The following is a 25,977-nucleotide window of genomic DNA, read 5'->3' on the forward strand; positions in this document are numbered from 1 at the left end:
TATCATAAAAACTTATGACATCATAAAAATGAATGGGGACAGGTCATGGACTACCGACACGAAAGTAAGCGTGAACAGACATCTAATTTCAGTATTGGTTTGCGTTCAAAACTGGGGCTGAATCTAGGCAGTGGCTTACTGTGTGCCCTGATGCTTAGCGCTTGCCAGCAGGCAGATACTCAGGACACTACTAATAATCAAGCCGACAATGCCAGCCAAACAGGGGATGCAACAAACACAGCTATGCAGGATTCTACTAGCATACAGTTCCCTCAATATATTCATGGTACGCCCGCACTACTGCACCCTATTACCCCGATTGATATAGAAGACCAAGAAACAGGCTTGAGCAGTATCAAGTCTAGAAAAGGAGAAATGGTCTATCCTATATTTGAGCAACAAAGCACTTATCGGTATCACACGCATGCCAATAACTTTGTGTTTGAAGAGATAGCGACAGGCAACACGCAAAAACTGATGCCCAATGACAACTTCATCATCGATCAGATATTTCTACCATATACCACGCAATACAAGCTCATTGCCGCTAAAGATATCTCACAAGCAGACGCACTCGCATATGACACTGAAATGTTGGCTGATATGGATTATGACGCTAATTATGAGGCAGCGCAGGATGCCCTGAGAGGTACCGAAAAAGTGACTATCAATACCCCTTTCAACCATCTCATTTACCATGTCTCTGAGACGCCCAACCAGCCTGACGAAGAAGGCAAAAATATCATGCGTCAACAAGCGTTATACATGAGTGACAATATGGGTAAGCAACTGACCAAACTGCATCCTGATAATGAGTATGTACAATCGACCAAGTGGATGCCACAAGTTGCGCGTTATTACTTTATCACGCGCTCTGATAGCGATGGTAATGGGCTTATCGATGAAAAAGATGCCACTCATAATTACCAAATCGACTTCTCGGTAAACACGCCAGTGGTTAAAGGTTATGACTTTTAAGCTAAAAAGAACTCTCTTTGCCTTGGTTCTGATATTTATTTCGCTAAAAATTTTCGACTTAGTGACAAGTCCACAGATTAAAATCTTTAATAATACAGACGCACCAATAAGGTTCAACTCTTTGCAATATATAGACACAAGAGAAGAACCGACAGTTGAAGAACTAAATGATTGGAAACTAAGCTACAAGATTGAAAAATCGAAGTCAAAGAATATGACATTGCATGTAAAAAACCGCTTTATAGATAAAGATATTTATCTGGGCATAGATTATTCATATTTCGGGGACTATCTTACAGATGAAAATATATACGATCTAGATGGTGTGACTTTTACGAAAACGCCAGCTTATATAGGACAAGCAGCTTATTGCAGCTTCAAAGTAAAGGTATATCCCAATAACAAAACTATCGTTACGCCATTAAGAAAATATTTTTGTTTATACCCTTTTTATTATCATAAAAAACAATAATCCTTAAGAGTTGCAATGTCAAAATCTCTCTATAGTCTTCTTATTTTCTGCTTATGTCTAACAGGCTGTAATGAAGATATTGAGATATATCATGCTAAATATTTAGACGATATCTTCCCCAACAGTAATGGACAGCAGACATTTATCGTCAAATCTCACTGTTAGAATCGTCCGACGTGTAGTTACATAGAAAATGCTACAACTGTAAAGAATAAATGTTCTAAGCCATCATAAGAAATATAATGCCAAAACATCTAACAATAATTACTACCTGTTTCATTTAATCTAATAAAGGCTCAGGTAAAACCGGCGGTGTACTATCCATATAAGTTAAGTAATTCAGCCATAACTCATGCGTGCGTTGTTTGGTGATTCGGGTACTACAGTTAATAGACATTAAGCCACGAATTGACCCTGTCGTCCATGATGTATAGACCGCATCACAATTACTATATTCATATTTTTCCCAAGCTTTTTGAGAGGCTTTGATGGCTTCAACAATCTCAGGATTTTCATTGTATTGAGAATAACTGGCAATCAGATATCGACGCATAATTTTAGTAGCATCTTCTCTCTCTTGCGCGGCACAATATTCCATCGCATAGGTCGAATAAGCCTTGTCACAATCAACCGTATCGCCATTACTCGCCCATGCTGGAGATACCATTGCTATTAGCGTAAATGCGCCCAGTATAAAACCATACGGTGCATAAGTTGATTTAGTTTTCATGATACTGCCTTATCTTTTTAATCATACTAAATAGTATACTTTATTTTACTAATTTGCGTTTGTTGGTTAGCAGAAAAATCTACCCCAGCTCATCAAACCTAAGCCCAAACTTCATCAGGTATTTACGCAATCTGTCGCTATCATTCGGGCTTTTTAGCTTATCGCGTGAGTTGGCGTACAGATAGCGCCCAGCCGCCGCTTGGTTTCTATGATTAATACAAATCTCAATCACATATGCCAATTGCACCGCATCAAACGGATCAATAGTCGCAAGAGTTTCCTCATCTAGATATTTTATTAAAATATTATGGCTACCCTGCTCGATGGTTTCGCTATCTAAAGTAGCACTTTTCTTACTTAAACTATTCGAACCATTCAAACTGTCAGGTAATTCCCAAAGATGCGTTAAGCGCTCAATCTCCGCTTGTACGTCATCATTGCGAATCACTTTACTCTCAGCCAGCGTGGTCAGGCGAATCATACTGGCCGTCAAATCACGAAAGTTCCCTTGCCATGTCGCATCCGCACTCATCGCAAAAGCTTCATACAACTGCCTCGCCTCTGGGGTAAATCGATAGTGCTGCTGCTGCTCGCTACCCAAACGCGCTAACTCATAGTCGATATTGGCAGGTAAATCTTCTAGACGGTCTTTAAGCGATGGCAAAAAGAACGTCCATGTATTGAGACGCGCAAATAGATCCGCTCGAAACTCGCCATCAGCGACCGCTTGCCGCAAGTCTTTATTGGTGCCTGCCATTAGCTGAAACGACACGCTAATCGGTGTATCACTACCAAGCGGATAAAAGCGCTGCTCCTCCAATGCGGTCAATAGCATCGCTTGCTCATCAAGCCCCAACTCTCCGATTTCATCTAAGAATAACAAACCACTATCGGCTGATTTTAGCAGTCCATCACGACTCGTCGCAGCTCCCGTAAATGCGCCTTTGACATGCCCGAATAGCACACTCATGGCGGTGTCACCACGCAGCGTCGCGCAGTTGACCTCGACGAATTTTTCAAGCGTGTTTTTGCCTTGCGTGCTACTGGCTTTGGCTTTTTTAAGCGCGTAGATTTGGCCTGCCAATTGCGACTTGCCCGCTCCTGTTGCGCCCATTAATAATATGGGTGCGGTTGAGCGTGTGGCGACCTTTTCAATATCGGAGATGAGCTTTTGATAAGCGGCGTTTTGGGTGACTAGATTGGCTTGCAAGGTTTGCCAATGTTGGGCTTTTTCTGCTTCAAAACGTTCACGTAAACCATCATAGCGCGAGACGTCCAAGTCAATCACTTGATAGCGACCTTGCGGATCAGCTTGGTCAGGTCTTGGGCAAGGAGAAGTCTGAATCAAATCAGCGGGAATAAATCCCGCCTCTACCAACAAGAACCAGCAAATCTGCGCCACGTGCGTACCCGTGGTCAGATGCAGCAAGTAATCGGTATTGTCCTGAAAATCAAACCTTGCAGCAAAGTCATACAGCTCAGCATAAACGTCGGCAAAATCCCATGGACTAATCAACGTCACATGATGACCAATCACCTGCGTCTGCGGGCTGACTTGCGCCATGTCATCTTTAATAATTTTAAACAGTCGCTTATCGCGCTTGCTATATAAAATATGCAGCTCATCGACCAGTAGCTCGTCATGCAAACCTAGACTGACTGTTGGGCGCCATCGTTGCCAACGCTTATCATTAAAGCCATTGTCTAAAGTAGTGCCGAGGAAGCCGATGACGGCAGTTTTGTTGTTCGAATCACTATTCATAATATTACTTATCACTGATTATCATTAGCAAATAGTATATTATTTTCTATCTAGTTAGTTTTATTTCTATATATTTTTAGCCCATGGTTAAGTAAATTCATCTATTTGAAAAATACGTAATAATTAAACCATTTACTATCAAACACTTATAAATAAATTCAAACTATCCTAAAAACTTGGCACGCCCTTAGCATTATATAAAGTAAGAATCATCTTTCATAATAAACGAACTTTGCAACGCTAAGGAAAACGCCATGCAACCAACCACTCATAACATCATTCAAGATGGTGGAACGCCTATTAGACTTTGGACCAAGGGCGTGCCCGTCGATCCAAAAGCACACGACCAATTGATCAAAGCATCAAAAATGCCGTTTGTATATAAATGGCTTGCGGTGATGCCCGATGTGCATGTCGGTATTGGCGCGACTATCGGTACGGTATTGCCCACCAAAGAAGCGATTATTCCCGCTGCCGTTGGCGTCGATATCGGCTGCGGGATGATGGCAGTGCAAACCACCCTAACCGCGAACGATTTGCCAGATAGCTTGCTCGGTCTGCGTACCGAACTGGAAAAAGCGATTCCACATGGTCGTAGTAAAACGCGTGGTCGCGGGTCACGCCGTGATGTTGGCGCGTGGGCCAACCCTGATGACACCGTAATGAACGGTTGGGGAACGCTGGTTGATGACTTTAATTATATAACCCAAAAGCACCCTCGCCTAAAAAATACCAATAACCTTAATCATTTGGGTACGCTGGGTACGGGAAACCATTTTGTCGAGGTGTGCCTTGATGAGACCAACCAAGTTTGGATCATGCTGCACTCAGGCTCACGCGGTGTGGGTAATGCCATTGGTCGCTACTTTATTGAGCTGGCACGTGAGGACATGCGCAAATGGTTTATCAACTTGCCTGATAAAGATTTGGCTTACTTCGCCGAGGGTACAGAGCACTTTGATGATTACTGGTTTGCAGTTGGTTGGGCGCAGCGTTTTGCTTTTAAAAACCGCGAAATCATGATGGAAAAAGCCATCAAAGCGCTACGCCAAATCGTACCTAAACCATTTGATGCGGCAGTAAAAGCAGTGAACTGTCATCATAACTATGTGGAAAAAGAGCAACATTACGGCGAGGAAGTGTTCGTCACTCGCAAAGGCGCAGTACGTGCTCGCGTTGGCGAATACGGTATCATTCCAGGGTCAATGGGTGCTAAATCCTTTATCGTACGCGGTAAAGGAAACGAAGAGTCATTCTGCTCTTGCTCGCATGGTGCAGGTCGTATCATGTCACGTACCGAGGCGAAAAAGGTATTCACGGTCGCCGATCAAATGGCGCAGACCGAGGGCGTAGAATGCCGAAAGGATGCGGATGTGATCGATGAGATTCCAGCGGCGTATAAAAATATTGAAGACGTAATGCAAGCGCAAAGTGATTTGGTAGAAGTGGTACATACGCTGCGTCAGGTGGTTTGTGTTAAAGGGTGAGAAGCCAAGCTATGGGTCTACCAGCTCAAGGCTGAATTCCCGCATTTAGATACTACTGTCAAATACTGTGGGCTAGATGTAAACTATTTAGAAGAAGCAAATATTATTTTTTGGGCAGAGCCAAAGGCTACAGGCTAAATTATGAATCATTTTCAAATGAGTTTAGTGGACTATGACTTTCCCTATGACTCTAAATTAGATGATATAAAAATCGTTGAATTTTATATTGATGGCAAACCATTAATAGAACTGCTTGGAGACTGTCGCCATTTAGGAAACATAAGTAATGACCTCGATTTCTGTGATCTTTCACAACGCAATTATATATCGCAGCTATTAGGTCAAAAGTTATTTATAAACGGCTTAGCGTCAACTCGGTTAGTTCTTTATAGCTGTCATTGTGCTTGTGATCATTGTGGAATTTTTTCTACAGAAATAATCGTTGGCGATCAAACCGTAGAGTGGAAGCTTATTGCGTGGGAATATACTGAATATCAAACTGTGTTTGAGCCAGCGATTAACTTAACATTCTCTAAATCTCAATATTTTGAAGCCATCAAACAATATTGCGAACAAACAGGAATTGTTCTCTAGTGTTATTAGTATTAGACAGTCATAGAGATAAAATCAGTTATTTGGAAAGCTATGAAAAAACCAACCTCTATTCATAAAAGTATCTTAAAAAGTGAAGCAAAAATTCAAAGGCTCCATCATTTGATTAGCAGTACTTTTGCTAAGCGAGATGATAATAGACAAAGTTATGAATCATGGCAAAACGCTTGTACCAATTTTCATCAGAGCTATAGTACTTTGGTATTTCATAATGATAATTTTGAAGGTGAAGAATGCCTTTTAGAGTTAATCACTCATGATAGCGCAAATGGTGCATACGCTCGCGAGTTTGCCGTTTGTTTTATAGAGCTGCGACCTTATCACTTTCGCTCCGGCTATTTATACAAAAGATTGTTACGCAAACTCAAACATGCACCATTAACTCAAGACCAATTATCCCGTTACGATAAAATTAAACAGGCCTATCAGCAGTATCGTCACAACAGAATAAATAATAGGGCGTGTTGAACATTCAAATATTAGGGCTGCTGATCGCTAAAATTGCACCAAACTAGGCGCAAGCCGACGATAATGTCGAGACCTTAGCTAGGCTTGTAACAACGTTTGGGGTGATTTTAGCATCAGCCTTGAGAACGGATCGAGCAAAGCACTGCTTTGCCCGTTTGCAAGGCGAGAGCTGTGCTCGAGTGGAGGGCAGTACTCTTTTTTGCCAATACATGGCGAAATTGTTTCACCTAGAATGACTAGGCATCAAAAATTTCACTGCATATTGTCTAAAAAATAGTGACTGCCAGCACCACATTTGAATGTTCAACACGCCCTAGTTAAAAACAAATTAAGGAAAATCAAAATGGAACTCGCAGAAGCCCTACTTATCCGTCGCGATATGCAAAAGAAGCTTGAGCGGACTGACGTAGTTCGTGAATTTACAGTATTCCAAACCAGTCAAAGTAATTAAGGCGTTTCAGGACAATATTTATGCAAGTATTGATGATATTGATACCCTATCAAAAGTAGAATTATTTGATTATGAATTTTTACTGAATTATGCGTAGATTTGGTTAGCCTCCACTACACACTGATTCGTAAATTATAATTGAGGAAATACCATGTGTTATGAGTTAATAATAAGCACCGACCATCCTATTGATTTAGCAAAATTTAATCAGATGAACGTCTACTTTGAGCCAACTGTTGATAAAGAAAATCAAGTTAATCTTCAATATGACATGGTTTATCGTCTCGCCACTTATAGTCCTAGCTGCTGTAGCAGTGGATTTAGAATATATGACCCCAAAGCGTTTGACTATGAGTTTGTGGGTCTACAAGACTGGCTAGAAGAAGACATCAATGATGGCCATATTATAAATACTAAATTTTTATTCCAAATCATCAAAAACCTTGTCAATAATAACTATAGATTTGACAGCTATGTGGCTTGGAGTGGTGAAGAAAAATTACCGCCTATAAGATCTATGATTATCAATGTTAACAAAACTTTAAAGACAGAATTTATGTTATTTGAAAATGTGTATTTTGACTATATTCAATAAAAGAGAACTAAAATGGAACTCGCAGAAGCCCTACTGATTCGTAGCGATATGCAAAAGAAGCTGGCTCAGCTTAAGGGTCGTATCAACGCCAACATTAAAGTCCAAGAAGGCGATACGCCATCTGAGGATCCAAACACACTGATGATTGATGCCAGCCAAATCATTGCTGAGCTGTCCAACCTGATTGAACGCATTCACCGTACCAATGCAATTGCCAAGACGGATAAAGGTCAATCGATGCTAACGCTGTTGATAGAGCGCGATACTTTAGAGATGCGCCATAAGCTATTGGTCGATGCCATAGCCGCCACGCATACCGAAACGGATCGTTATAGCCATCGTGAGATTAAATACAACGTCATGGTATCGGTGGCTGGTTTACAGAAGCAAGCAGACGATATTGCCATGAAGCTGCGTCAAATCAATATTGTGATTCAAGCCAATAACTGGCAAATTGATTTAGCAGAATGATTTTTTGAATCACTAATTTTATAATTCTCTATGTGCTTGATTTAAGCGCATAGACCACCCTTTTGGAACCGACTGGGCGAGTGTTAAGACCCCGCACTCCACAACAGGGGGTTGAACAAATACTGCAGTGGCTACTTGGCGTTGCGGGCAAACGTCTTTTTTACCACTCATGCCCCGTACCTGTCACTTATCACACAGCACTATTTAGACCTTATCACCAGACACTGACAGTCGGTTTCAATCTTATTTTTAAAACCATTTGTCATAAGCAATACGGCAATGTGAATCAAAACTGGTTTGCCCTACACATAATCGTTATCTAAAAAGGGCAACTTTAATGCCCCTAAACGAATATAGATGCGGTAAACTAAAGTGTGAGTGATACATCACTTTCACATTGAACCATTTAATAATTATTTTTGTATGAGGAAATACCAATGATAAACATGAATGATATGTTAGGCGCTGTAACTGGCGGTGATGATGCTGACAACAATGGCTTATCAGCATTGATTAATAGCGCAAAAGATATCAGTAGCGAAGACATCCAAAGATACCAAAGCATGTCAAAATCTGAGCTATTAGATGAGATCAAAAACTCTGAGCACAGCGCTGCTGTTGTGGCGTTTATCAAAGATCTAATAGCGAAGAAATTCAATGGCTAAGCCTTGATTATCTAAAGCCAAACTTTGATAGATCAATAGGGCCCGAAAAATATGCGTCATGGCGTATTTTTTAGGCTCTTTTATTTTATATAGTCAATCCGAAACATAAGAGATAAAGATGAGCTTTACACCTAACCACAGCGCTCAAACCACAAGCAGCACTGTTGTAAATACCAACACAGCAACCCTAAAAATCGACGGCAGCACTGGCGAAGGTGGTGGGCAAATCATCCGTACGGCGCTATCTTTATCAATGCTCACAGGCATACCCATCGAAATCACCAATATTCGCGCTAGGCGAGCCAAACCAGGATTGATGCGTCAACACCTGATGTGCGTACAGGCCTCCCAATCTATATCAAATGCTACCGTGACAGGCGCAGCGTTAGGCAGTGCAGCGTTTCGATTTGCACCGAACGCTATCAAACCTGGTGAGTATCATTTTGATATTGGTTCGGCTGGCAGTACCAGCCTTGTGCTACAAACGCTACTCCCTGCCCTACTGTTTGCCAATACCAACATCCAAGCAGCCTCAACCGTCACGATAAAAGGCGGCACGCACAACCCTCTGGCGCCAACGACTGACTTTTTGCAGCACGCATTTGTCCCTGCACTGGCAAAATTAGGTATGCAAGTACATATCGAATGCTTGCAAGCAGGCTTTGCGCCCATCGGTGGTGGTGTGATTAAGGCCACTATTACGCCGTTTATGCGCCGTGCTGACTCACAGCCGTTAACGCTAACCGAACGCGGAGCGCTGACAAAAATTGCATTGGTCGCCAGCGTTTTAAATTTAGAATATGACATTGGTAAACGCGAGCTTGCCAGCGCTACAGCGACGTTGATAGATGGCGGAGTGGATGACACGCTTATGACTAGCAATACTAGTCAGCTAGACGGTATTGGTGAAGGCAATAGTTGCTCCGCATTGGTTACTCATAAGCATGGCGACCAGATTCACCAAGAAATGTTTACGCTACTGGGTGAAAAACGCACGTCAGCAGAGAAAATGGGCAACCGCTTGGCGGGTTTGGTTAAACGTTATCTACTCAAAACTGATGCCTTGGTCGACGAGTACTTAACCGACCAGTTGCTATTGCCATTGGCATTGTCTGGTGGCGGCGAATTTACCGCACGAGTCATAAGCCAACATACCGAAACCCAAGCATGGCTGATTGAGCAGTTTTTGCCCGTTGACATTAGCTTTGAAGCGATCAATGAGCAGAAAACTTTGGTGCGGGTGATTGTTTAAATATAATCTATTCAAGATATGTCCTCATTTTGAAAACGAGAATAAAACAAGATATAGTCAAATCCATATACATCCACTACATCGTCATCCTCGCTGACCATATTAATGTATAGCTTGCACTCGGTTTCCTTGTATCGAAATTACTTGAACTCAACTATAGTTGATGCCAAACGTATAGAATGTCGGCATTGAATCAAGCGATAGCAAATAGAAATAGCCCTGAATATATGACTTATCGTAGTAATAAACTGACTGACTCTAGCGTTTTTAATCCTTCTAGCATGACACCGATAGAGACTATCAGTGATATATTTCACACGCCCTAACTTCAATAAAAAACTCTTGCAATAAAAAAGCCTTGCTTAGTACTGCAAAAAACAGACTCAGCAAGGCTAAAAATTTAGTCGATTTATAGAAAACTGGCTTGTACTCACATCTCAATTTCGTATTGCATGACAGCGCATATCTTAATTGGTACAGCAAATTTCCATGGTGTGCCAGCACTACAATAAAAAAGTCCATCACTATATGATACGATATATGCTGTAAAATCATTACCACAATGATCCATCATTGCTTGTTCATCACTTTCATCGCACACTGCACACCATATGTTGCTATCACCTCGTGCAAGCATGGCTCGTGTCAACTCACTTCCTTTTAGTCCATTATGCATCGTCAGCTCCTTAGTCATTATAAATCCTCTAAACAACAACGTATTTGTAAAGTATTAATTTCAACAGTAGCGAATCTGTTATTTTGATATGAGCTGTAAGCAACGGCTTTTTTAGTGATAAAAAGATGTGTAAGACATCACTTACTGTATGTATCGATTACCACAAACACTATAGTCTAAAACAGCAGTATAAAAACTGTAATATTTAAGTGCCATTTTTATGACAAACGGCAAAATTGTTATGACAAACGGTCAATCAAGATGAGCAAATCAATAACCCTTATACTAAAAATAATAGAAAAAATACGCTTACTATTTTTTAACACATACAATCTACCTATTTGTAGTGTCTAAACTTTATGATTATTTATATATTATTACGATCTAATGGGCATTATCTTTCAAATCAAAGTGGTCAAATCAGGTAAAATAATGATATGACAACCTCTATGAACCCTCACTCTCGAAAGATCATTCATATAGATATGGACGCTTTTTATGCCAGTGTCGAACAGCGTGACTTCCCTGAATTACGCGGTAAACCATTGGTGGTTGGCGGTGATCCAAATGGACGCGGTGTCGTAGCAGCCGCCAGCTATGAAGTACGTAAATTTGGCGTACGCTCTGCCATGTCCTGCTATGAGGCGCGCAAACGCTGTCCAGAAGTGGTATTTGTAAGACCGCGTTTTGAAGTGTATCGATCAGTTAGCAATGATATCCGCTGTATTATGCATCGCTTAACACCCCATGTTGAACCCTTATCGCTAGATGAAGCCTATCTAGATGTCACGGGTTTAAGCGTTCATAAAGGCTCAGCAACATTAATGGCTAATTGGCTAAGAGCTCAAATTTTAGAACATACCGGACTGACGGCTTCTGCCGGAGTCTCATTTAACAAAATGCTGGCCAAAATTGCTTCTGATATCAATAAACCTAACGGTATAGCTATTATTACGCCTACAGAATCCGATGCCTTTATTAGCGCCTTACCTATTGAGCGCTTTCATGGTATTGGCAAGGCAACAGCTAAGCGCTTACATGAGATGGGCGTCCATTATGGTGCCGACCTGCGGCGAACACCGGCAGCTCTATTAATACAAGAGTTTGGTAAACGTGGCCAGTTTTATCACGATATAGCACATGGACGTGATGATCGGGTGGTCAAATCTGAGAGAACGCATAAATCCGTTGGCTCAGAGACCACATTTAGAGACAATCTCAGTAATGATAATGCATTAAAAATACAAATTTACGAGCAAAATCAGGATGCATTTGATCAAATGCAAAAAAAACAAGTGATTGCTCACACAATCACCCTCAAAGTGAAATACGCAGATTTTACTCAAATAACACGCTCTCATACATTATCAACAGCTTTTAATAGTGCTGAATCTGCGCACTATTGGCTAGATAAGCTATTTTCAGACATTCCTCGTGAGCAACCTATTCGTCTAGTTGGTGTTACCTTTTCTTCCCTCACTCCTGCTACGCAAGTACCGCCTCAGTTAAATTTGTTTGAATAATTGCATACTAAACAACGCCTGTTTAGTTATTGCTCGACTTGTATGCGCATGAGTCTCTATTAAACTGTCCTTTAATAAGCTCATTTCTGCTACAATTATACAAAAATCTATATTCATTTAAAGACCGACTATGACCGACACACACGCCGCTAACTCTAATAGTAATTCCACGCTTGATACCAATAAAAATAATGACGTTTTAGACTACTTAAGCGTAGACGATTATGATTATGTCTTACCAGACAACCTGATTGCACGTTATCCATTGACAGAACGTTCTGCTTCAAAGCTCCTATATTTGCCTGCTAATAAGACAGAAAATAGTGCTATGGTAGAAGATCACCTATTTACTGAGTTGCCTAACTTATTAAGTGCAGGAGATCTGATTGTATTCAACGATACAAAAGTGATGAAGGCACGGTTATTTGGTCAAAAAGATACGGGTGGCAAAGTTGAGCTACTGATTGAACGTCTAGTAGACATTGCTGAACTAGACGTAGCAACCTTGCATTTGGAAGCTACAGATAGCACACCCGTCAACACAAAATATATTGCACTTGCTCATGTCAAAGCCAGTAAGGCCCCTAAGCTTGGGCAACGTTTGCAACTTGCCGATAGTCATATGGCTGCAGTAATGATTAGCCGTCAAGACAATTTATTTATTTTAGCCTTTGACGCTCCTATCCTGCCCGACTTAGAACTATATGGGGAGTTACCGATTCCGCCTTACTTTGAACGCCATGCTGATGAAACTGATAATACTCGCTATCAGACTGTCTTTCATGACCCAACCAAGCTAGCGAGTGTGGCAGCCCCTACTGCAAGTTTACATTTTGACGAATCAATACTAAAAAAACTGGCAGAAAAAGGTATTAAAACAGCGTTTGTTACTTTGCATGTTGGTGCAGGCACATTTGCTCCTGTAAAAACAGACAACTTACTCAATCACACCATGCATAGTGAGTATGCACATCTGCCACAAACCACGGCCGAGCTGATCAACCAAACACATGCTAATGGTAAACAAGTCATCGCTATTGGTACAACGGTAACACGTGTGCTCGAAACCGCTTATCAAAAAACGGCTAATGACGGACACAGCTTATCTAGTTGGTCAGGCGATACTGATATATTTATTTATCCAGGCTTTAAATTTGGTGTGATAGACCGACTACTCACAAATTTTCATTTACCGAAATCTACCCTACTAATGCTAGTATCAGCATTTTCGGGCAAAGCAGCTATCGAACAGGCTTATCAGCATGCTATTAAAGAGCAATATCGCTTCTTTAGTTATGGCGATGCGATGCTGCTTGATAAAAAATTAGATTGAACATGATTTAAACATTTTTTATATTGTTCACAACAGTTGTGAAATAAACTGGTAAACTAAACAGTATTTTGTTATAACAGCAAAGATAACTTTTATTAGAAAGGGCTGCACATGTCTCGTCATTTATCTCATCGCTTTACTACCATACATCGCGCGGTATCGACGGCATTACTTTATTCCGTGGGCTATGCAGCCTTGATATCGGGCGCACAAGCAGCAACTATCGGAAAAACGGTTGTTACTTCTGCACAGCATGAGCCGCTAGCGGCAAGTATTACGGTTACTAATATTCGAGCGTCTGACTTTTCAGCAAGCTTAGCAAACTCTGCCATCTATCAACGAATGGGGCTGACCAAAACTGACTCTATGAACGTACGCTTTCAGCCTACCTCAGCGACCAGTGGTCAAGTCTTTATCACGACCTCACAACCTGTATCCAAACCTTTTACTGATGTGGTTTTATCTATAAACGATCAGGGTAAGAGCAATGTTGTGCCTAAGACATTGTTGATGCCACTCAATGATAGCGTGCCTATCGAGACACCCAAAAACACTGTCACTGCTGCAAAAAAGCCTAATTTACCAAGTGTTTCTGCAAGCACTGCCGAACCACTAACCCTCAAAAAAGGCATGCCGCCACCATTAATATCAGCGCCTAGTTCATCAACGACTGAACTAATAGCCTCTAAACTACCAGCGCCTAATATGCAGTTGCCTGCAGTGGCCTCTACATCGCAAGGAAGTGATCTTACTAATGCTCCTAGTCGCTTAGATAATGGTCGCTTGGGTGCTGCTAATACAAGTGAAACAGCCACTAATAGTAATAGCAATGATATAGACTCTAGTGATGTAGCTAACAATACCCCGGCTACTAAAGCCGCTGCGCCTGCTTTAGACTTTGACATCTTAAACATACAAGTCACCCGCCAAATACAACCACGTGGTAAATCAGATGCTGGAATGATGATCACTGATTCGAAAATACCAGCGATCGATAATGATGAAACAAACGCATCAAAGCCTAGCCTTGACACGAACAACACAACAGCACCAAGCAGTAATATACCTGCTGACACTGCTATGCCTGCTGCACCTAATGGCGCTAGCAGTGCTACTAGCAACACGGCTACAGCTGCTACTGCCCAATATCAAGTACAGCGTAACGATAGCCTATGGATTATCGCTCAGCAAATAGCAGAAGAAAACAACCTAGATGTTTCAACTGTAATGAAACAAATTCAAGCACAAAATCCTAACGCTTTTATCAATAAAGATGCTGACCAACTAAAAGCAGATGCTAAACTTAGCTTACCAAGATATGATGTCATACCATCACAACAAAAGTTAGAAGCAGCCATTAAAGCACAAAGACAACATAGCCGCAGAGCCAATACTCCTGTGGTAAAAAAGAAAACTAAACCAACTGCTAATAAATCACCTAAAAAATCACAAGCAACGACACAAAACAAAAAACCAATGATTACTAAGACACAAACCTTACCAAAAGCACAGTTTTCTGTGCTAGCCCCTGGTCATAATGGCAGTGCAGATGGTACTCAAACGAAATCTACTGCGGCAACAGGTAATGGTCTAAGCACAGATATATTAGCAACACTGAAAGCATCTAGACAAAGCGTAGCATCACAAGCACAGCGCTTGTCAAAAACCAGTAGTGCACTGGAAAGCTATACTCAAAAGATACAACTACAAAACCAAAAGCTGGCTGAGCTGCAAGCTCGTCTCAAAAAATTACGCAATCAATAATTGCCTGAATAATCAATGCAATACGCCGTGATCATAGGCGTGGGAGTAACTATGGACAATATGCTATATATCATCGTCGGATTGGTACTTATTTTATTAGGGGCTGGTTTAGTATTGCGCAAACAGAAAGCGCAAAAACCATCAGAACTACAACAAGACAAATCAGGAAAAACCACGGCCACACCCGCGCCAATACCTGCAACAAATGTTGAAGGTACTACCGAAAGCCGTGAAGATGATCATAAATTCGACCATATTGAGGCCGCTCAGCGCTTTATAGACCAACAGCGTTATGACAAAGCAATTGAAGCATTGGATCGAGGCCTAAGCGAAGAGCCAGACAATAGTCAGCTAACCCTTAAGCTACTCAGCATATATGCGACCATCAATCAGCCAGAAAACTTTGATAAAGTTTACAATATTATCAAAACACAGAACGACCCAAATAGCATTGAGATAGCCGATGAGCTAAAAATGTTATTTTTAGAAGAGCGAAGTCAAGTCGCAGCACAAGAAGCGCCAGTAGAAGACAATACTGATTTTGACAGTATTGATTTTGACTTATCACCGAGCCAAGATGATAGTTTGAGTGACGAGTCTATTGTTAATCCAGTACCATCAACAGACTCTCCTAAAACCACTACTAGCGACCATACAAATGACAGTTTTGATCTGACGCTTAGTGACTTAGAAAGTGATTTCGAAGAAACTGCTGCGACCCGTACGACACCTGTCACACCAGAAACGATAGAAGACGAAAGCAACCCTACCGATACTTCAAACGAAGATAGTGACCTTGCAGATTTCAACTTTAACTTTGACTCAACTGAAGAAACCAGCGCACAGGCAGAAACACCCAATAGTGCTACTGAAGAGATGGCATCAGACAATGAAGATTTTGTTTTAGATTTTGATGATTTAGTAAGTGATACTGACCAAGACACTGATGAAACCATTGTTGAAGAACTGATTGTCGATAACGAAGATGACTTGACTGACTCTTCAAACGATATCGAAACGGTATTAGAAAGCGAAGAGCTTACATTTGAAGAAAATAGCGATAACTTTGTTATTCAAGACAGTATTTTAGAAGAAGTCAGTACTGGCGAAACTTCTAATGAAGTAGACAATCTTGAAGATATTAGCTTTGACGAAGCTCTTACTGAAGAAGCTCTTGCTGAAGAAGCCCTTACTGAAGAAGCTCTTACTGAAGAAGCTCTTGCTGAAGAAGCTCTTGCTGAAGAAGCTCTTGCTGAAGAAACTCTTGCTGAAGAAGCTCTTGCTGAAGAAGCTCTTGCTGAAGAAACTCTTGCTGAAGAAGCTCTTGCTGAAGAAACTCTTGCTGAAGAAGCTCTTGCTGAAGAAACTCTTGCTGAAGAAGCTCCTACTGAAGAGTCTGGCCTCGCACCAGCAGCACCATTATTGTTCAACGATAATATCTTAGAGAACAATGATTTAGCAGATGATAACGCTATTATAGATTCTGTAACAGCTGAAACTCCAGTCGAAGCTGAGGCTAAAGATGCTGTTGAAGCAGAAGACGGTTTCTCATTACGTTTTGCAGAAAATTTTGACTTTGTAAAATCGTTAGATAGCAATCAAGTTACTTTGGACTTAGCTAACCAATACCTACAGCTTGGAGAGTACGATAGTGCTAAACGCTTGCTCAATGAAGTCATAGCTCAAGGCAATAGCGAACAACAAAGCCAAGCGCAGCTATTACTTGAACGCACAGCATAATCAATAATTTGTTCTATCATCAGCAAGTATTCTACTTATCATAGAGTACTTGCTGATTTTTTTTGCATTAAACCTTAATATTTAATTATTATAGTCAAAGAACTTTGAAGTCGATACAAGGCAACCGACTGCAGATTGTACAAGTAGTACATCTAACAAGGCTAACACTGTAGCGATTTAGTAATTCGCTGACTATATACTAATACAATGCTATCTTCTACTATGACAATGACTATATCTAGCCCTATTCAACTGATTTATGCTGGCGGTACTTTTGGTTGCTACGGCCGACCTTTAACACCTTTAGCAGCAGATGTTTTTTTGCCAACATTGCAGAAGTTAATGCTTAATCAAGATAGTGCAACCAAGCTCCTGAGTATCTCTTGGCTAGATAATGCATTGATCAAAGACAGTAGCCAACTCACCCCAAGCGATTTTGTCCATTTTTATCATCTATTACTGACTGCTTATACACAAGGTAGTAGACGCTTTGTGTTGATCACTGGTACAGATACTCTGAGTTATTTGGGAGCGTTTTTGGCAGAAGCATTTGCAGGTAGTGATATTTGTGTAGTCCTGACTGCTAGTATGCGCCCCCTATTGGACAGTGATGTTTTACATTCTTATACTATAGATACTCAGAGTGATGCACGGGACAACCTTCATAATTCACTAAAACTGGCAGCAGCAGGTGAATCAGGTGTCAAAGTTTGTTTTGGCGGTGAATCCTGGCCTGCACAAACCGTACAAAAAATTCATAGTCATGACCTGATGGCATTTACGGGTCATTCTCGAGCCGCATATCCTGCTAATAGCTATATAAAAACCCTATCAGATACACGGCGAAATCACTGGCTTGATGACCAGAATGCATTATTTACTAGTATTCAAACTCGTGCTGAGCACACTCGCATCCATGCACTTTATTGTCTACCTAATGACACCGATGTCATCAATAATCAGCTACAAGCACTCTTATCACAGCCACCAGCTGGTATTATTCTATTAGGATTTGGCGCTGGTAATGTTCCTTATTCTGTAGCATTAGCAGAAACATTAGAGCAGATTCATAAAATAGGACATATGGTGATATCTGCCAGTCAATGCCCATTTGGTGGGGTAAGTGACAGCTATGCAGCAGGTAGTTGGCAGTATGAGCATCATGTCATTGCAGGTGGGCGTTTGACCATTCCAGCGATATATGCTCGATTACTATGGCTATTATTGCGCTATGATACACCTGCAAGACGCAAGCAGCGTTGGTTGAATAATATCAGCCAGACTGGCACAAGTATTAAAAAACGATAATTAACTCTCAATTACCTTTAACTTTATAAGTTTAAAAATCATAATGTCTGAAACCAAGAACTCCGAATCTGAACGTTTGCCAATATATACTCTAGCAATTGCTATTGAATTCTTAGGCACACATTATCATGGCTGGCAGCGGCAACGAGAAGTGATGGGTGTACAAGAAGCACTCGAAACCGCGATTGGTAAAGTTGCTAACGAATCAGTAGAAGTCATCGCCGCTGGGCGTACGGATGCAAGCGTCCATGCCAGTAATATGATTGCTCATTTTACCACTCATGCCTACCGACCAACACATAACTGGCTACGCGGTGTGAATAGTTTACTACCTGACGATATTGCATTACGTTGGGTTCAACCAATGCCTGCTGATTTTCACGCCCGATTCGGTGCTATTGCCCGTCGCTATCGTTATATCACGCTCAACCAACCACAGCGCCCTGCGATACTCAATCATCAGGTCACGCATATCTATGAGACACTTGACTTAGCAGCCATGCAACTGGCGGCGGCCGATATCGTTGGCACCCATGATTTTAGTAGCTACCGTGCTGCTGCTTGTCAATCCAATCAGCCCGTACGCACTATCAGTCATGCCAAGCTCTTTAAACACGGTCAGTTTATCGTTTTTGATATTCAAGCGGATGGATTTTTGCATCATATGGTTCGAAACTTAATGGGCACCTTATATGCCATAGGCAGACATGAGTTGGCACCCACAGATTTTCTGAACATCTTGCACAAGAAAGACCGTACGATTGCACCACCTACCGCCTCTGGTGATGGCTTATATTTTATCAATGCTTATTACCCTGAACACTTTCAACAGCTGCTACCCAATGCACCTCTAACGCCTGTTTGGCTAAACTTACCTGACTAGAGCGTGTCTATAATCTAAATAACCAGTGTTAAATAGACTAAACTCATAGAAATTAGCATACATATCACTTACAGACTGTCAAGTCAAAACCAGGTTCCGTATTGCTTTAATCAGTCAACTTGCGTATAATACGGGCTTATTTTTAATTGATTGATACAAATTATGGCAAAAGACGATATTATCGAATTTGAAGGCGAAGTTATTGACACCCTTCCTAACACCTTGTTTAAAGTTCGTTTAGAAAACGGACACGAAATTATTGCGCACATCTCTGGTAAAATGCGTAAACATTATATTCGCATCTTGACTGGTGATAAAGTTAAGGTCGAAATGACGCCTTATGACTTATCTAAAGGTCGCATTACTTATCGTGGCAAAAACTAATTTCTTATCAACTAAAGTGGTTATAAAAGCATTTATATAAATACAGCCAGTTGTCTAATGACACTTTTTTTATCACTGGCATAAATGTTTGAGTGGTTTGACTGATAATAATAATGAAAATGCTAAGCTACTCATTATTGCCTATCAATATTTTAGTTGTTTGATGTTTGTTTTCACCATAAAAATACCGCTAAAACAGCGGTATTTTTTTTGGTTTTTATCATATTAAGCTTAAACATCAAAGTAGCAAAGAAAATGAGCTTAAGTGCTGTATATTCTTAAGTGCTATATATCCTCAAATACTGCATATTGTAGACCTATCAGATTTAATACTGCTCATTATGCTTTTTTGGGATTGGTATAAACTTTCATAGCTAAGCTTTAGGTTACAGTTAATGATCTACTTAAATTCGACTGTAGCATCATCCTTAATAACACCCAGCAGTGCCAATGCATCCCAGTTAGTTAGACGTATACAACCCGCTGATGCTTGACGACTAATACGATCAGGGTCTGGTGAACCATGTATTCCATAAGAAGGTTTACTCAACCCAATCCATACTGAACCAACTGGGTTATTGGGACCAGGTGGCAAAATGAAACTGCTATCATTAGCAGTATAAGTATAATTAGGCTCATGAACTTTTACTGCTACCGTATGTGTGCCAGTTGGTGACGGCGTTGCTGTACTACCTACCGTCGTCGGATAACTCGCAATTAAAGTGTCTGCATCATCATAAACATATAGCGTTTCAGTATCTTTATCAGCGACCACTCGACTAACAGTTTTGGTATTGGGGTTACCAGGATTATAGACAGTAATGGTCTCTCCAGCAACGAAACTAGCTTTAGGGTTGAGCTCCTTTAAATACCTCTCACTCATATGAAACTTTTCTGCAAAAGCTTCGGTCATGCTTTCATAGTACAGACCTTCTAGCTTAGCTTTAGCCTCTGTACTGACTGGTATATTCGTCGTTTTGATATCGGAATCTGCATCACTGAGCTGATAATTGACCAGTACTGGTTGTTTCATCAGCTGATCATTTCTAGTCAATGCTTGCCAAGTTTCGCTATTCAGCGTTCCCGTAACGGTCAATCCTCTAGCTTTCTGAAATGCTTGCATGGCTTTGCGAGTGTTTTTCCCCCAGTATCCATCGACATGACCCACACCATGATGATGCCAGTTCAGTAGCGCTTGCAACTTGGTGGCTATATGACGGTCTATTTTGCTCCCTTCTTTCCAAGTTGCATTATTAACTTTCTGCGCAACGTCTGATAGGTTATCTGTCGTATATTTTATCGTAGGCAAGAGCTTATTCAGTGACGTTGCGGTCTGACTATCGCTTGTTAATTTTTGACTAACACCATTTGTTACAGGGCTGATATCTTTATAAGTTTTACTGCTTTGCTCCGCATTGCCTTGCACCGCATTATTGATATCGGTATTGTTCATTGGCGCTGCAATGCTTTGTCCCATCAACGCGACTGTAGAAAAACCAATGATTGCTATCGCCATGCTCACACTTTTTAATTGATACATCATACGCTCCTAATTTTTCAGAAAATATTTTGCTCAAATTTTTATTATGAATAAATAATTATTGTTAGGGCGTGTCCTCATTTTAAAAATGGTGATAAAAATGAGATAAATTGCCGTCAAACAAGGAAAATAGAGCAGATAATATCGAGATATTAGTCAGCTATTTGACGCCGTTTGGCAAGATTTAGCTATTTTTAACCCATTTAGATAACTATCGATTGAATTGAGGACATGCCCTAGTTCATATATTTTTCTTCAGTGTTTAATGGTTTCATATTTCTTTATAGGCATATAACAACTTTATGTTAATGTGAGCCTTACCCGATAGCACCTGTGTTAAAACAAGTACTTTTTTACAACTAAGTGGGTGAGTATGTTAAAGCTAATAACTCATTTTATAGACACAAAAAACCCATAATTTGCTTAGAAAATTATGGGTTTATGACAATAAGAGTTGGTAAGTTCAGATAAGATAAAGATAAAGATAAAAAGAAATTTCGAGAGATATTACAAAGGCACTAATTAGATCAGCTTAGCCAATACCGCTTGCCCCATCTCTTGACAGCCTACCTGTGTCAGTCCTGCTTCACTCTTGTCTAAGATATCAACAGTACGTAGACCATCATCAAGCACGTCACTAACCGCTTGTTCAATAGCCTGCGCAGCCTCTTCTTGCTTAAAGGTATAACGTAGCATCATCGCAACAGACAAAATCGTCGCCAATGGGTTGGCTTTATCTTGTCCTGCGATATCTGGCGCTGAACCATGGCATGGCTCATACATACCCTTGCCTGCTTCGTCGAGGCTAGCAGATGGCAACATACCGATAGATCCTGTCAACATCGCTGCTTCATCGGATAGAATATCACCAAACATATTGCCCGTTACCATAACATCGAACTGCTTAGGGTCTTTTATCAGCTGCATACAAGCATTGTCAGCGTACATGTGTGACAGCGCCACGTCGCTATAATCCGATTGTTGCATTTCAATCATAGTCTGCTTCCACAGCTCAGTGACTTCTAATACATTGGCCTTATCTACTGAACAAACCTTTGCCGCTGTACCTGCTGCCTGCGCGCGTGTCTTGGCCAATTCAAAAGCTACCTTACCGATACGCTGAATTTCACTTGTACTATACACCATGGTGTTATAGCCTTGCTGCTCGCCATTATCTAATGTACGAATACCACGTGGCTCACCAAAATAGATGCCGCCAGTCAGCTCACGAACAATCAGAAGATCCAAGCCTGAAATAATTTCGGGCTTAATACTAGACGCATTGGCAAGCTGCGGATAAAGCTTTGCTACACGTAAATTAGCAAACAAACCAAGCTCACCACGGATTTTCAGTAAACCACGCTCCGGACGTTTACTACGCTCAATACCGTCCCACTTAGGTCCACCAACAGCGCCTAGCAGTACAGCATCTGCTGCACGTGCACTCGCCAAAGTTTCATCTGGTAAAGGTTCGCCAGTTGCATCAATAGCTACGCCACCAATCAATCCAGACTCAAGTGTCAAATCTAACGAAAACTTCTTATTGACAGCATCAAGCACATCAATGGCTTGAGTCATAATTTCAGGGCCAATACCATCGCCCGCTAATGTTAAAATCGTTGCCATACTGATCCTTTAGAATAGGTTTTATTCGTTACTACGGTAAGTTAACGCTTAATACATATTAAGACGCTATTTTATTGTTTTTTATAAGTTGTTTTTTATACTTTAGTCTTCGTACCTTTAGATTTCACCTTAATCGTACCGGTTTCTACAAACTCGCCTTGATGTTCGCTACCCAACTCTTTACAAAAACGGCGCTGTACTTTATTTCCTTGATACAATTCAACACATAAGGGCTCTGGTGACGCGGTATCTAACAAGCTACCTGAACTTTCACTAGATTTCTTTTGATAAGCTCGCAGCTGATAAGTATCAGCGTCAACAAAATCGTGAATCATTGCAAACCGTTCAACATAGCCCAGATTGTTCTCTGGATAGAAATTAACTTGCACCTCTCGTTTGGCAGGCTTGAGCCGTGCATAGTAATTGGTGAGCCCAGCCATGCCTGAAGCAGATAAGGGTACAATTTTTATCTCATTGTTCTTAGTAATCGGCGTCATGTCCATTTTCATGGTTGCTTGCACACGATTACTACCAATATAACCTGCTTCCTTGCCATTCACAGTAGTCATTGCAACGAGCATAGCAGGATTAATAGGCTCATGGGTATCAGCTGCAATCACTGGCACCTTATCGATACGTGCAATTTCACAGTGGTAAGTACCTATACAAGCTATATTTACTTCGCCAGTGATAGGTTGAATTTTGCCTGCCCACGCTGTAGCGCTTTCTGCCTCATCTATTTTCTGATAGCCAGTCAAGAGCTGACAGCCTGACAACCATAAGCTTGCAGCAACAATGCTACTTGTCCATAAAACATAACGTTTTTTATTCATAATGACGGCTACTATTCATAAGAGAAACAATAAAATACTTTGAAAAACCATACTTCATTTTAGCCAGTTCGCCACCATAACTCAACGTTCCATTACTACTGTTCATTAATTTTATGAGCAATAACCTATAGATCTTTCGTTTAGGCGCGTACCTCGTTGAATATCCAAGGCGTTTTTTGCATCATTTCTTGCTCATAGTTTTTGATAACATCGCTTTGCTGCAAAGTAAGACCAATGTCATCTAGACCATTTAGTAAGCAATGCTTACGAAAATCATCCACTTCAAATGCATACTCTTCACCCGTTGGCGTAATAACAACTTGACGCTCAAGATCTGCAGTCAATTCATAGCCTTCGTTAGCTATAGTAGCTTTCATCAATGTATCAACGATATCTTCAGCCAATACAATTGGCAACATGCCATTTTTGAAGCAATTGTTATAAAAGATATCAGCGAAGCTAGGTGCAATTACTGTACGAAAACCGTATTCAGACAATGCCCAAGGTGCGTGCTCACGGCTAGAGCCACAACCGAAATTGCGACGTGCTAGTAATATAGTAGCACCTTGATAACGCGGTTTATTCAAGACAAAGTCTGGGTTAATCACTCGTGTACTATTGTCTTGACCCGGATAACCTTCATCAAGATAACGCCAGTCATCGAATAAGTTGACGCCAAAACCTGTGCGCTTAATAGATTTTAAAAACTGTTTTGCGATAATTTGATCAGTATCAACGTTTGCACGATCTAATGGGCAAACGATACCAGTTTGGGTGTTATATGCTTGCATAAAATTTCCTATAAATGATATTTTTGTTGATGCATAGTCGTTTTAAAATGTCCGCACATCTACAAAGTGACCTGCCAATGCGGCTGCCGCTGCCATCGCTGGACTAACCAAATGCGTACGACCACCATTACCCTGACGACCTTCAAAGTTACGGTTAGACGTAGAAGCACAATGCTCTTGTGGCTCAAGTTTATCGGCATTCATGGCAAGACACATCGAGCAACCCGGCTCGCGCCATTCAAACCCAGCTTCAGTAAACAAGGTATCAAGCCCTTCCGCTTCTGCTTGTAATTTCACTTGCCCGGAACCCGCCACTACAATGGCTTCTTTAATATTATCAGCCACTTTACGGCCTTTGATTACGGCGGCTGCATCACGCAAATCTTCAATACGTGAGTTGGTGCACGAACCAATAAAGATACGATCTAGTTGGATATCCGTGATTTTCTGACCAGCCTCTAGGCCCATATAGGTATAAGCACGTAACCAACCTTCTTCTTGTGCTTCATCCGATGCTTGATCAGGAGTTGGCACTGATTGTGTAATATCAACAACCATTTCAGGTGACGTACCCCAAGATACTTGTGGGGCAATTTCGCTACCGTCAATCTCAACCACACTATCAAATACAGCATCAGCATCTGAATACAAGGTACGCCAGTACTGTTCGGCTTGTTGCCATTGTTCATCAGTTGGTGCATACGGACGACCTTTAACATAATCGATAGTGATATCATCGACAGCAACCATACCCACGCGTGCGCCCGCTTCAATCGCCATGTTACAGACGGTCATGCGTCCTTCCATGCTCATTTGTTCAAATACCTGCCCTGCAAATTCAATCGCATAGCCTGTGCCACCAGCCGTACCAATTTTTGCAATGATAGCCAATACCACGTCTTTTGAGGTCACGCCTGCACCAAGCTCACCCGTGACACGAATCTGCATGTTTTTTGATTTCTTTTGAATCAAACACTGAGTTGCCAATACATGCTCAACTTCAGACGTACCGATACCATGTGCCAAGCAACCAAGTGCGCCATGAGTGGCCGTATGCGAGTCACCGCAAACAACGGTCATACCTGGCAATACTAAACCTTGCTCAGGACCGACAACATGCAAGATACCTTGACGCGCATCGTTAATAGTAAATTCAGCAATATCAAATTTGTCACAGTTATCATCTAAGGTAACTACTTGCAAACGCGAGACTTTGTCTTTGATACCAGACACGCCTTCTAGACGTTCTTTAGACACCGTTGGTACATTATGATCAGGGCTAGCGATATTGGCAGATAAACGCCATGGCGCTCTATTAGCCAGTTGCAAGCCTTCAAATGCTTGCGGACTGGTCACTTCATGCAGTAAGTGACGATCGATATAAATCAGGCTCGAACCATCATCACGTTTGGTGACTTCGTGAGCGTTCCAAAGTTTGTCATATAACGTCTGACTGGCCATATTGCTATCCTTTATTGTTTGCTAGCTACTTAATTTTCGATGGCTTACACAATAGTAAACAAGAAGTTTTATATCTATTTATAACCGTTTAGTGACATTTTGTCGTCTATGTCTATTAGAACCTACTGAACACAAAATACCGATTATTTATATTTATTGTTGCAATCGCCTA

The 25,977-nt window shown here is 41.1% G+C and carries 25 protein-coding genes; 17 read left to right on the forward strand and 8 right to left on the reverse strand.

Annotated elements, in window-relative coordinates; translation table 11 throughout:
- Nucleotides 1-45 precede the first annotated feature (45 nt).
- Both ACT3SX_RS06425 and ACT3SX_RS06430 read left to right on the forward strand, forming a co-directional pair.
- Nucleotides 46-978: a hypothetical protein gene (locus ACT3SX_RS06425; RefSeq protein ID WP_192518936.1), complete on the forward strand. Its 933-nt coding sequence runs from the start codon at nucleotides 46-48 to the stop codon at nucleotides 976-978.
- Nucleotides 968-1,450, forward strand: a complete 483-nt coding sequence (locus ACT3SX_RS06430) for a hypothetical protein (RefSeq protein WP_192518937.1) — start codon at nucleotides 968-970, stop codon at nucleotides 1,448-1,450. The genes ACT3SX_RS06425 and ACT3SX_RS06430 overlap by 11 nt, the downstream gene beginning before the upstream one ends.
- A 280-nt stretch (nucleotides 1,451-1,730) precedes the next feature.
- Here the strand turns inward: ACT3SX_RS06430 and ACT3SX_RS06435 are convergent, their stop codons facing one another.
- Together ACT3SX_RS06435 and rtcR are read right to left on the reverse strand one after the other, a co-directional pair.
- A complete protein-coding gene (locus ACT3SX_RS06435; RefSeq protein ID WP_192518938.1) occupies nucleotides 1,731-2,180 on the reverse strand; it encodes a lysozyme inhibitor LprI family protein in 450 nt (149 codons plus the stop codon).
- Nucleotides 2,181-2,259: 79 nt separating this feature from the next.
- A complete protein-coding gene (gene rtcR, locus ACT3SX_RS06440) occupies nucleotides 2,260-3,942 on the reverse strand; it encodes an RNA repair transcriptional activator RtcR (RefSeq protein WP_192518939.1) in 1,683 nt (560 codons plus the stop codon).
- Nucleotides 3,943-4,196: 254 nt separating this feature from the next.
- Between rtcR and ACT3SX_RS06445 the strand changes: the two genes are divergently transcribed.
- The 8 genes from ACT3SX_RS06445 to rtcA all read left to right on the forward strand — a co-directional run bounded on the left by ACT3SX_RS06445 (nucleotide 4,197) and on the right by rtcA (nucleotide 9,943).
- The gene (locus ACT3SX_RS06445; protein ID WP_192518940.1) at nucleotides 4,197-5,429 is read left to right on the forward strand and encodes an RtcB family protein; all 1,233 of its coding nucleotides are present in this window, start codon (nucleotides 4,197-4,199) and stop codon (nucleotides 5,427-5,429) included.
- A gap of 141 nt (nucleotides 5,430-5,570) precedes the next feature.
- Nucleotides 5,571-6,023, forward strand: coding sequence for a hypothetical protein (locus ACT3SX_RS06450; RefSeq protein WP_192518941.1), 453 nt, complete (start codon nucleotides 5,571-5,573; stop codon nucleotides 6,021-6,023).
- A gap of 51 nt (nucleotides 6,024-6,074) precedes the next feature.
- Complete coding sequence (locus ACT3SX_RS06455; protein WP_442074755.1) at nucleotides 6,075-6,509, forward strand: hypothetical protein; 435 nt, start codon at nucleotides 6,075-6,077, stop codon at nucleotides 6,507-6,509.
- A gap of 343 nt (nucleotides 6,510-6,852) precedes the next feature.
- Complete coding sequence (locus ACT3SX_RS06460; protein ID WP_225739203.1) at nucleotides 6,853-6,960, forward strand: DIP1984 family protein; 108 nt, start codon at nucleotides 6,853-6,855, stop codon at nucleotides 6,958-6,960.
- A gap of 151 nt (nucleotides 6,961-7,111) precedes the next feature.
- A complete protein-coding gene (locus ACT3SX_RS06465; protein ID WP_192519681.1) occupies nucleotides 7,112-7,555 on the forward strand; it encodes a hypothetical protein in 444 nt (147 codons plus the stop codon).
- 12 nt (nucleotides 7,556-7,567) lie between these two features.
- The gene (locus ACT3SX_RS06470; RefSeq protein ID WP_192519680.1) at nucleotides 7,568-8,026 is read left to right on the forward strand and encodes a DIP1984 family protein; all 459 of its coding nucleotides are present in this window, start codon (nucleotides 7,568-7,570) and stop codon (nucleotides 8,024-8,026) included.
- 437 nt (nucleotides 8,027-8,463) lie between these two features.
- The gene (locus tag ACT3SX_RS06475; RefSeq protein WP_192519679.1) at nucleotides 8,464-8,691 is read left to right on the forward strand and encodes a hypothetical protein; all 228 of its coding nucleotides are present in this window, start codon (nucleotides 8,464-8,466) and stop codon (nucleotides 8,689-8,691) included.
- 118 nt (nucleotides 8,692-8,809) lie between these two features.
- On the forward strand, nucleotides 8,810-9,943 hold the full coding sequence (gene rtcA / locus ACT3SX_RS06480) for an RNA 3'-terminal phosphate cyclase (protein WP_192519678.1): 1,134 nt from the start codon (nucleotides 8,810-8,812) through the stop codon (nucleotides 9,941-9,943).
- A gap of 430 nt (nucleotides 9,944-10,373) precedes the next feature.
- Here rtcA and ACT3SX_RS06485 read toward each other — a convergent pair whose 3' ends face one another.
- Nucleotides 10,374-10,619 carry a hypothetical protein gene (locus ACT3SX_RS06485; RefSeq protein WP_192519677.1) on the reverse strand — a complete coding sequence of 82 codons (246 nt, stop codon included), beginning with the start codon at nucleotides 10,617-10,619 and terminating at the stop codon, nucleotides 10,374-10,376.
- Between the two features lie 437 nt (nucleotides 10,620-11,056).
- Between ACT3SX_RS06485 and dinB the strand changes: the two genes are divergently transcribed.
- From dinB to infA, 7 genes are all read left to right on the forward strand, one after another.
- On the forward strand, nucleotides 11,057-12,142 hold the full coding sequence (gene dinB / locus ACT3SX_RS06490) for a DNA polymerase IV (RefSeq protein WP_192519676.1): 1,086 nt from the start codon (nucleotides 11,057-11,059) through the stop codon (nucleotides 12,140-12,142).
- Nucleotides 12,143-12,272: 130 nt separating this feature from the next.
- Nucleotides 12,273-13,475 carry a tRNA preQ1(34) S-adenosylmethionine ribosyltransferase-isomerase QueA gene (gene queA / locus ACT3SX_RS06495; RefSeq protein ID WP_192519675.1) on the forward strand — a complete coding sequence of 401 codons (1,203 nt, stop codon included), beginning with the start codon at nucleotides 12,273-12,275 and terminating at the stop codon, nucleotides 13,473-13,475.
- Nucleotides 13,476-13,586: 111 nt separating this feature from the next.
- The gene (locus ACT3SX_RS06500; protein WP_192519674.1) at nucleotides 13,587-15,239 is read left to right on the forward strand and encodes a type IV pilus assembly protein FimV; all 1,653 of its coding nucleotides are present in this window, start codon (nucleotides 13,587-13,589) and stop codon (nucleotides 15,237-15,239) included.
- Nucleotides 15,240-15,290: 51 nt separating this feature from the next.
- The gene (locus ACT3SX_RS06505; RefSeq protein WP_444761696.1) at nucleotides 15,291-16,979 is read left to right on the forward strand and encodes a FimV/HubP family polar landmark protein; all 1,689 of its coding nucleotides are present in this window, start codon (nucleotides 15,291-15,293) and stop codon (nucleotides 16,977-16,979) included.
- A gap of 222 nt (nucleotides 16,980-17,201) precedes the next feature.
- Nucleotides 17,202-18,287, forward strand: coding sequence for an asparaginase (locus ACT3SX_RS06510; protein WP_192519672.1), 1,086 nt, complete (start codon nucleotides 17,202-17,204; stop codon nucleotides 18,285-18,287).
- 43 nt (nucleotides 18,288-18,330) lie between these two features.
- Nucleotides 18,331-19,170: a tRNA pseudouridine(38-40) synthase TruA gene (gene truA / locus ACT3SX_RS06515; RefSeq protein ID WP_225739202.1), complete on the forward strand. Its 840-nt coding sequence runs from the start codon at nucleotides 18,331-18,333 to the stop codon at nucleotides 19,168-19,170.
- A 162-nt stretch (nucleotides 19,171-19,332) separates the two neighbouring features.
- The gene (gene infA, locus ACT3SX_RS06520; RefSeq protein WP_021814850.1) at nucleotides 19,333-19,554 is read left to right on the forward strand and encodes a translation initiation factor IF-1; all 222 of its coding nucleotides are present in this window, start codon (nucleotides 19,333-19,335) and stop codon (nucleotides 19,552-19,554) included.
- A 400-nt stretch (nucleotides 19,555-19,954) separates the two neighbouring features.
- On the opposite strand, the gene ACT3SX_RS06525 is transcribed toward infA, so the two are convergent.
- The 5 genes from ACT3SX_RS06525 to leuC form a co-directional block, all read right to left on the reverse strand.
- Nucleotides 19,955-21,097 carry a L,D-transpeptidase family protein gene (locus ACT3SX_RS06525; protein WP_442062688.1) on the reverse strand — a complete coding sequence of 381 codons (1,143 nt, stop codon included), beginning with the start codon at nucleotides 21,095-21,097 and terminating at the stop codon, nucleotides 19,955-19,957.
- A 519-nt stretch (nucleotides 21,098-21,616) separates the two neighbouring features.
- On the reverse strand, nucleotides 21,617-22,720 hold the full coding sequence (gene leuB, locus ACT3SX_RS06530; RefSeq protein WP_192519671.1) for a 3-isopropylmalate dehydrogenase: 1,104 nt from the start codon (nucleotides 22,718-22,720) through the stop codon (nucleotides 21,617-21,619).
- Between the two features lie 95 nt (nucleotides 22,721-22,815).
- Nucleotides 22,816-23,553 (reverse strand): hypothetical protein, encoded by a 738-nt coding sequence (locus tag ACT3SX_RS06535; RefSeq protein ID WP_192520457.1) that lies wholly within the window; start codon nucleotides 23,551-23,553, stop codon nucleotides 22,816-22,818.
- 140 nt (nucleotides 23,554-23,693) lie between these two features.
- Nucleotides 23,694-24,344 carry a 3-isopropylmalate dehydratase small subunit gene (gene leuD, locus ACT3SX_RS06540; RefSeq protein ID WP_192520458.1) on the reverse strand — a complete coding sequence of 217 codons (651 nt, stop codon included), beginning with the start codon at nucleotides 24,342-24,344 and terminating at the stop codon, nucleotides 23,694-23,696.
- A 42-nt stretch (nucleotides 24,345-24,386) separates the two neighbouring features.
- Entirely contained in the window at nucleotides 24,387-25,805 is a 1,419-nt protein-coding gene (gene leuC, locus ACT3SX_RS06545) for a 3-isopropylmalate dehydratase large subunit (RefSeq protein ID WP_192520459.1), read from the reverse strand.
- Nucleotides 25,806-25,977: the final 172 nt, after the last annotated feature.

The organism is Psychrobacter sp. AOP31-B2-9 (assembly GCF_052378005.1).
Classification (GTDB): domain Bacteria; phylum Pseudomonadota; class Gammaproteobacteria; order Pseudomonadales; family Moraxellaceae; genus Psychrobacter.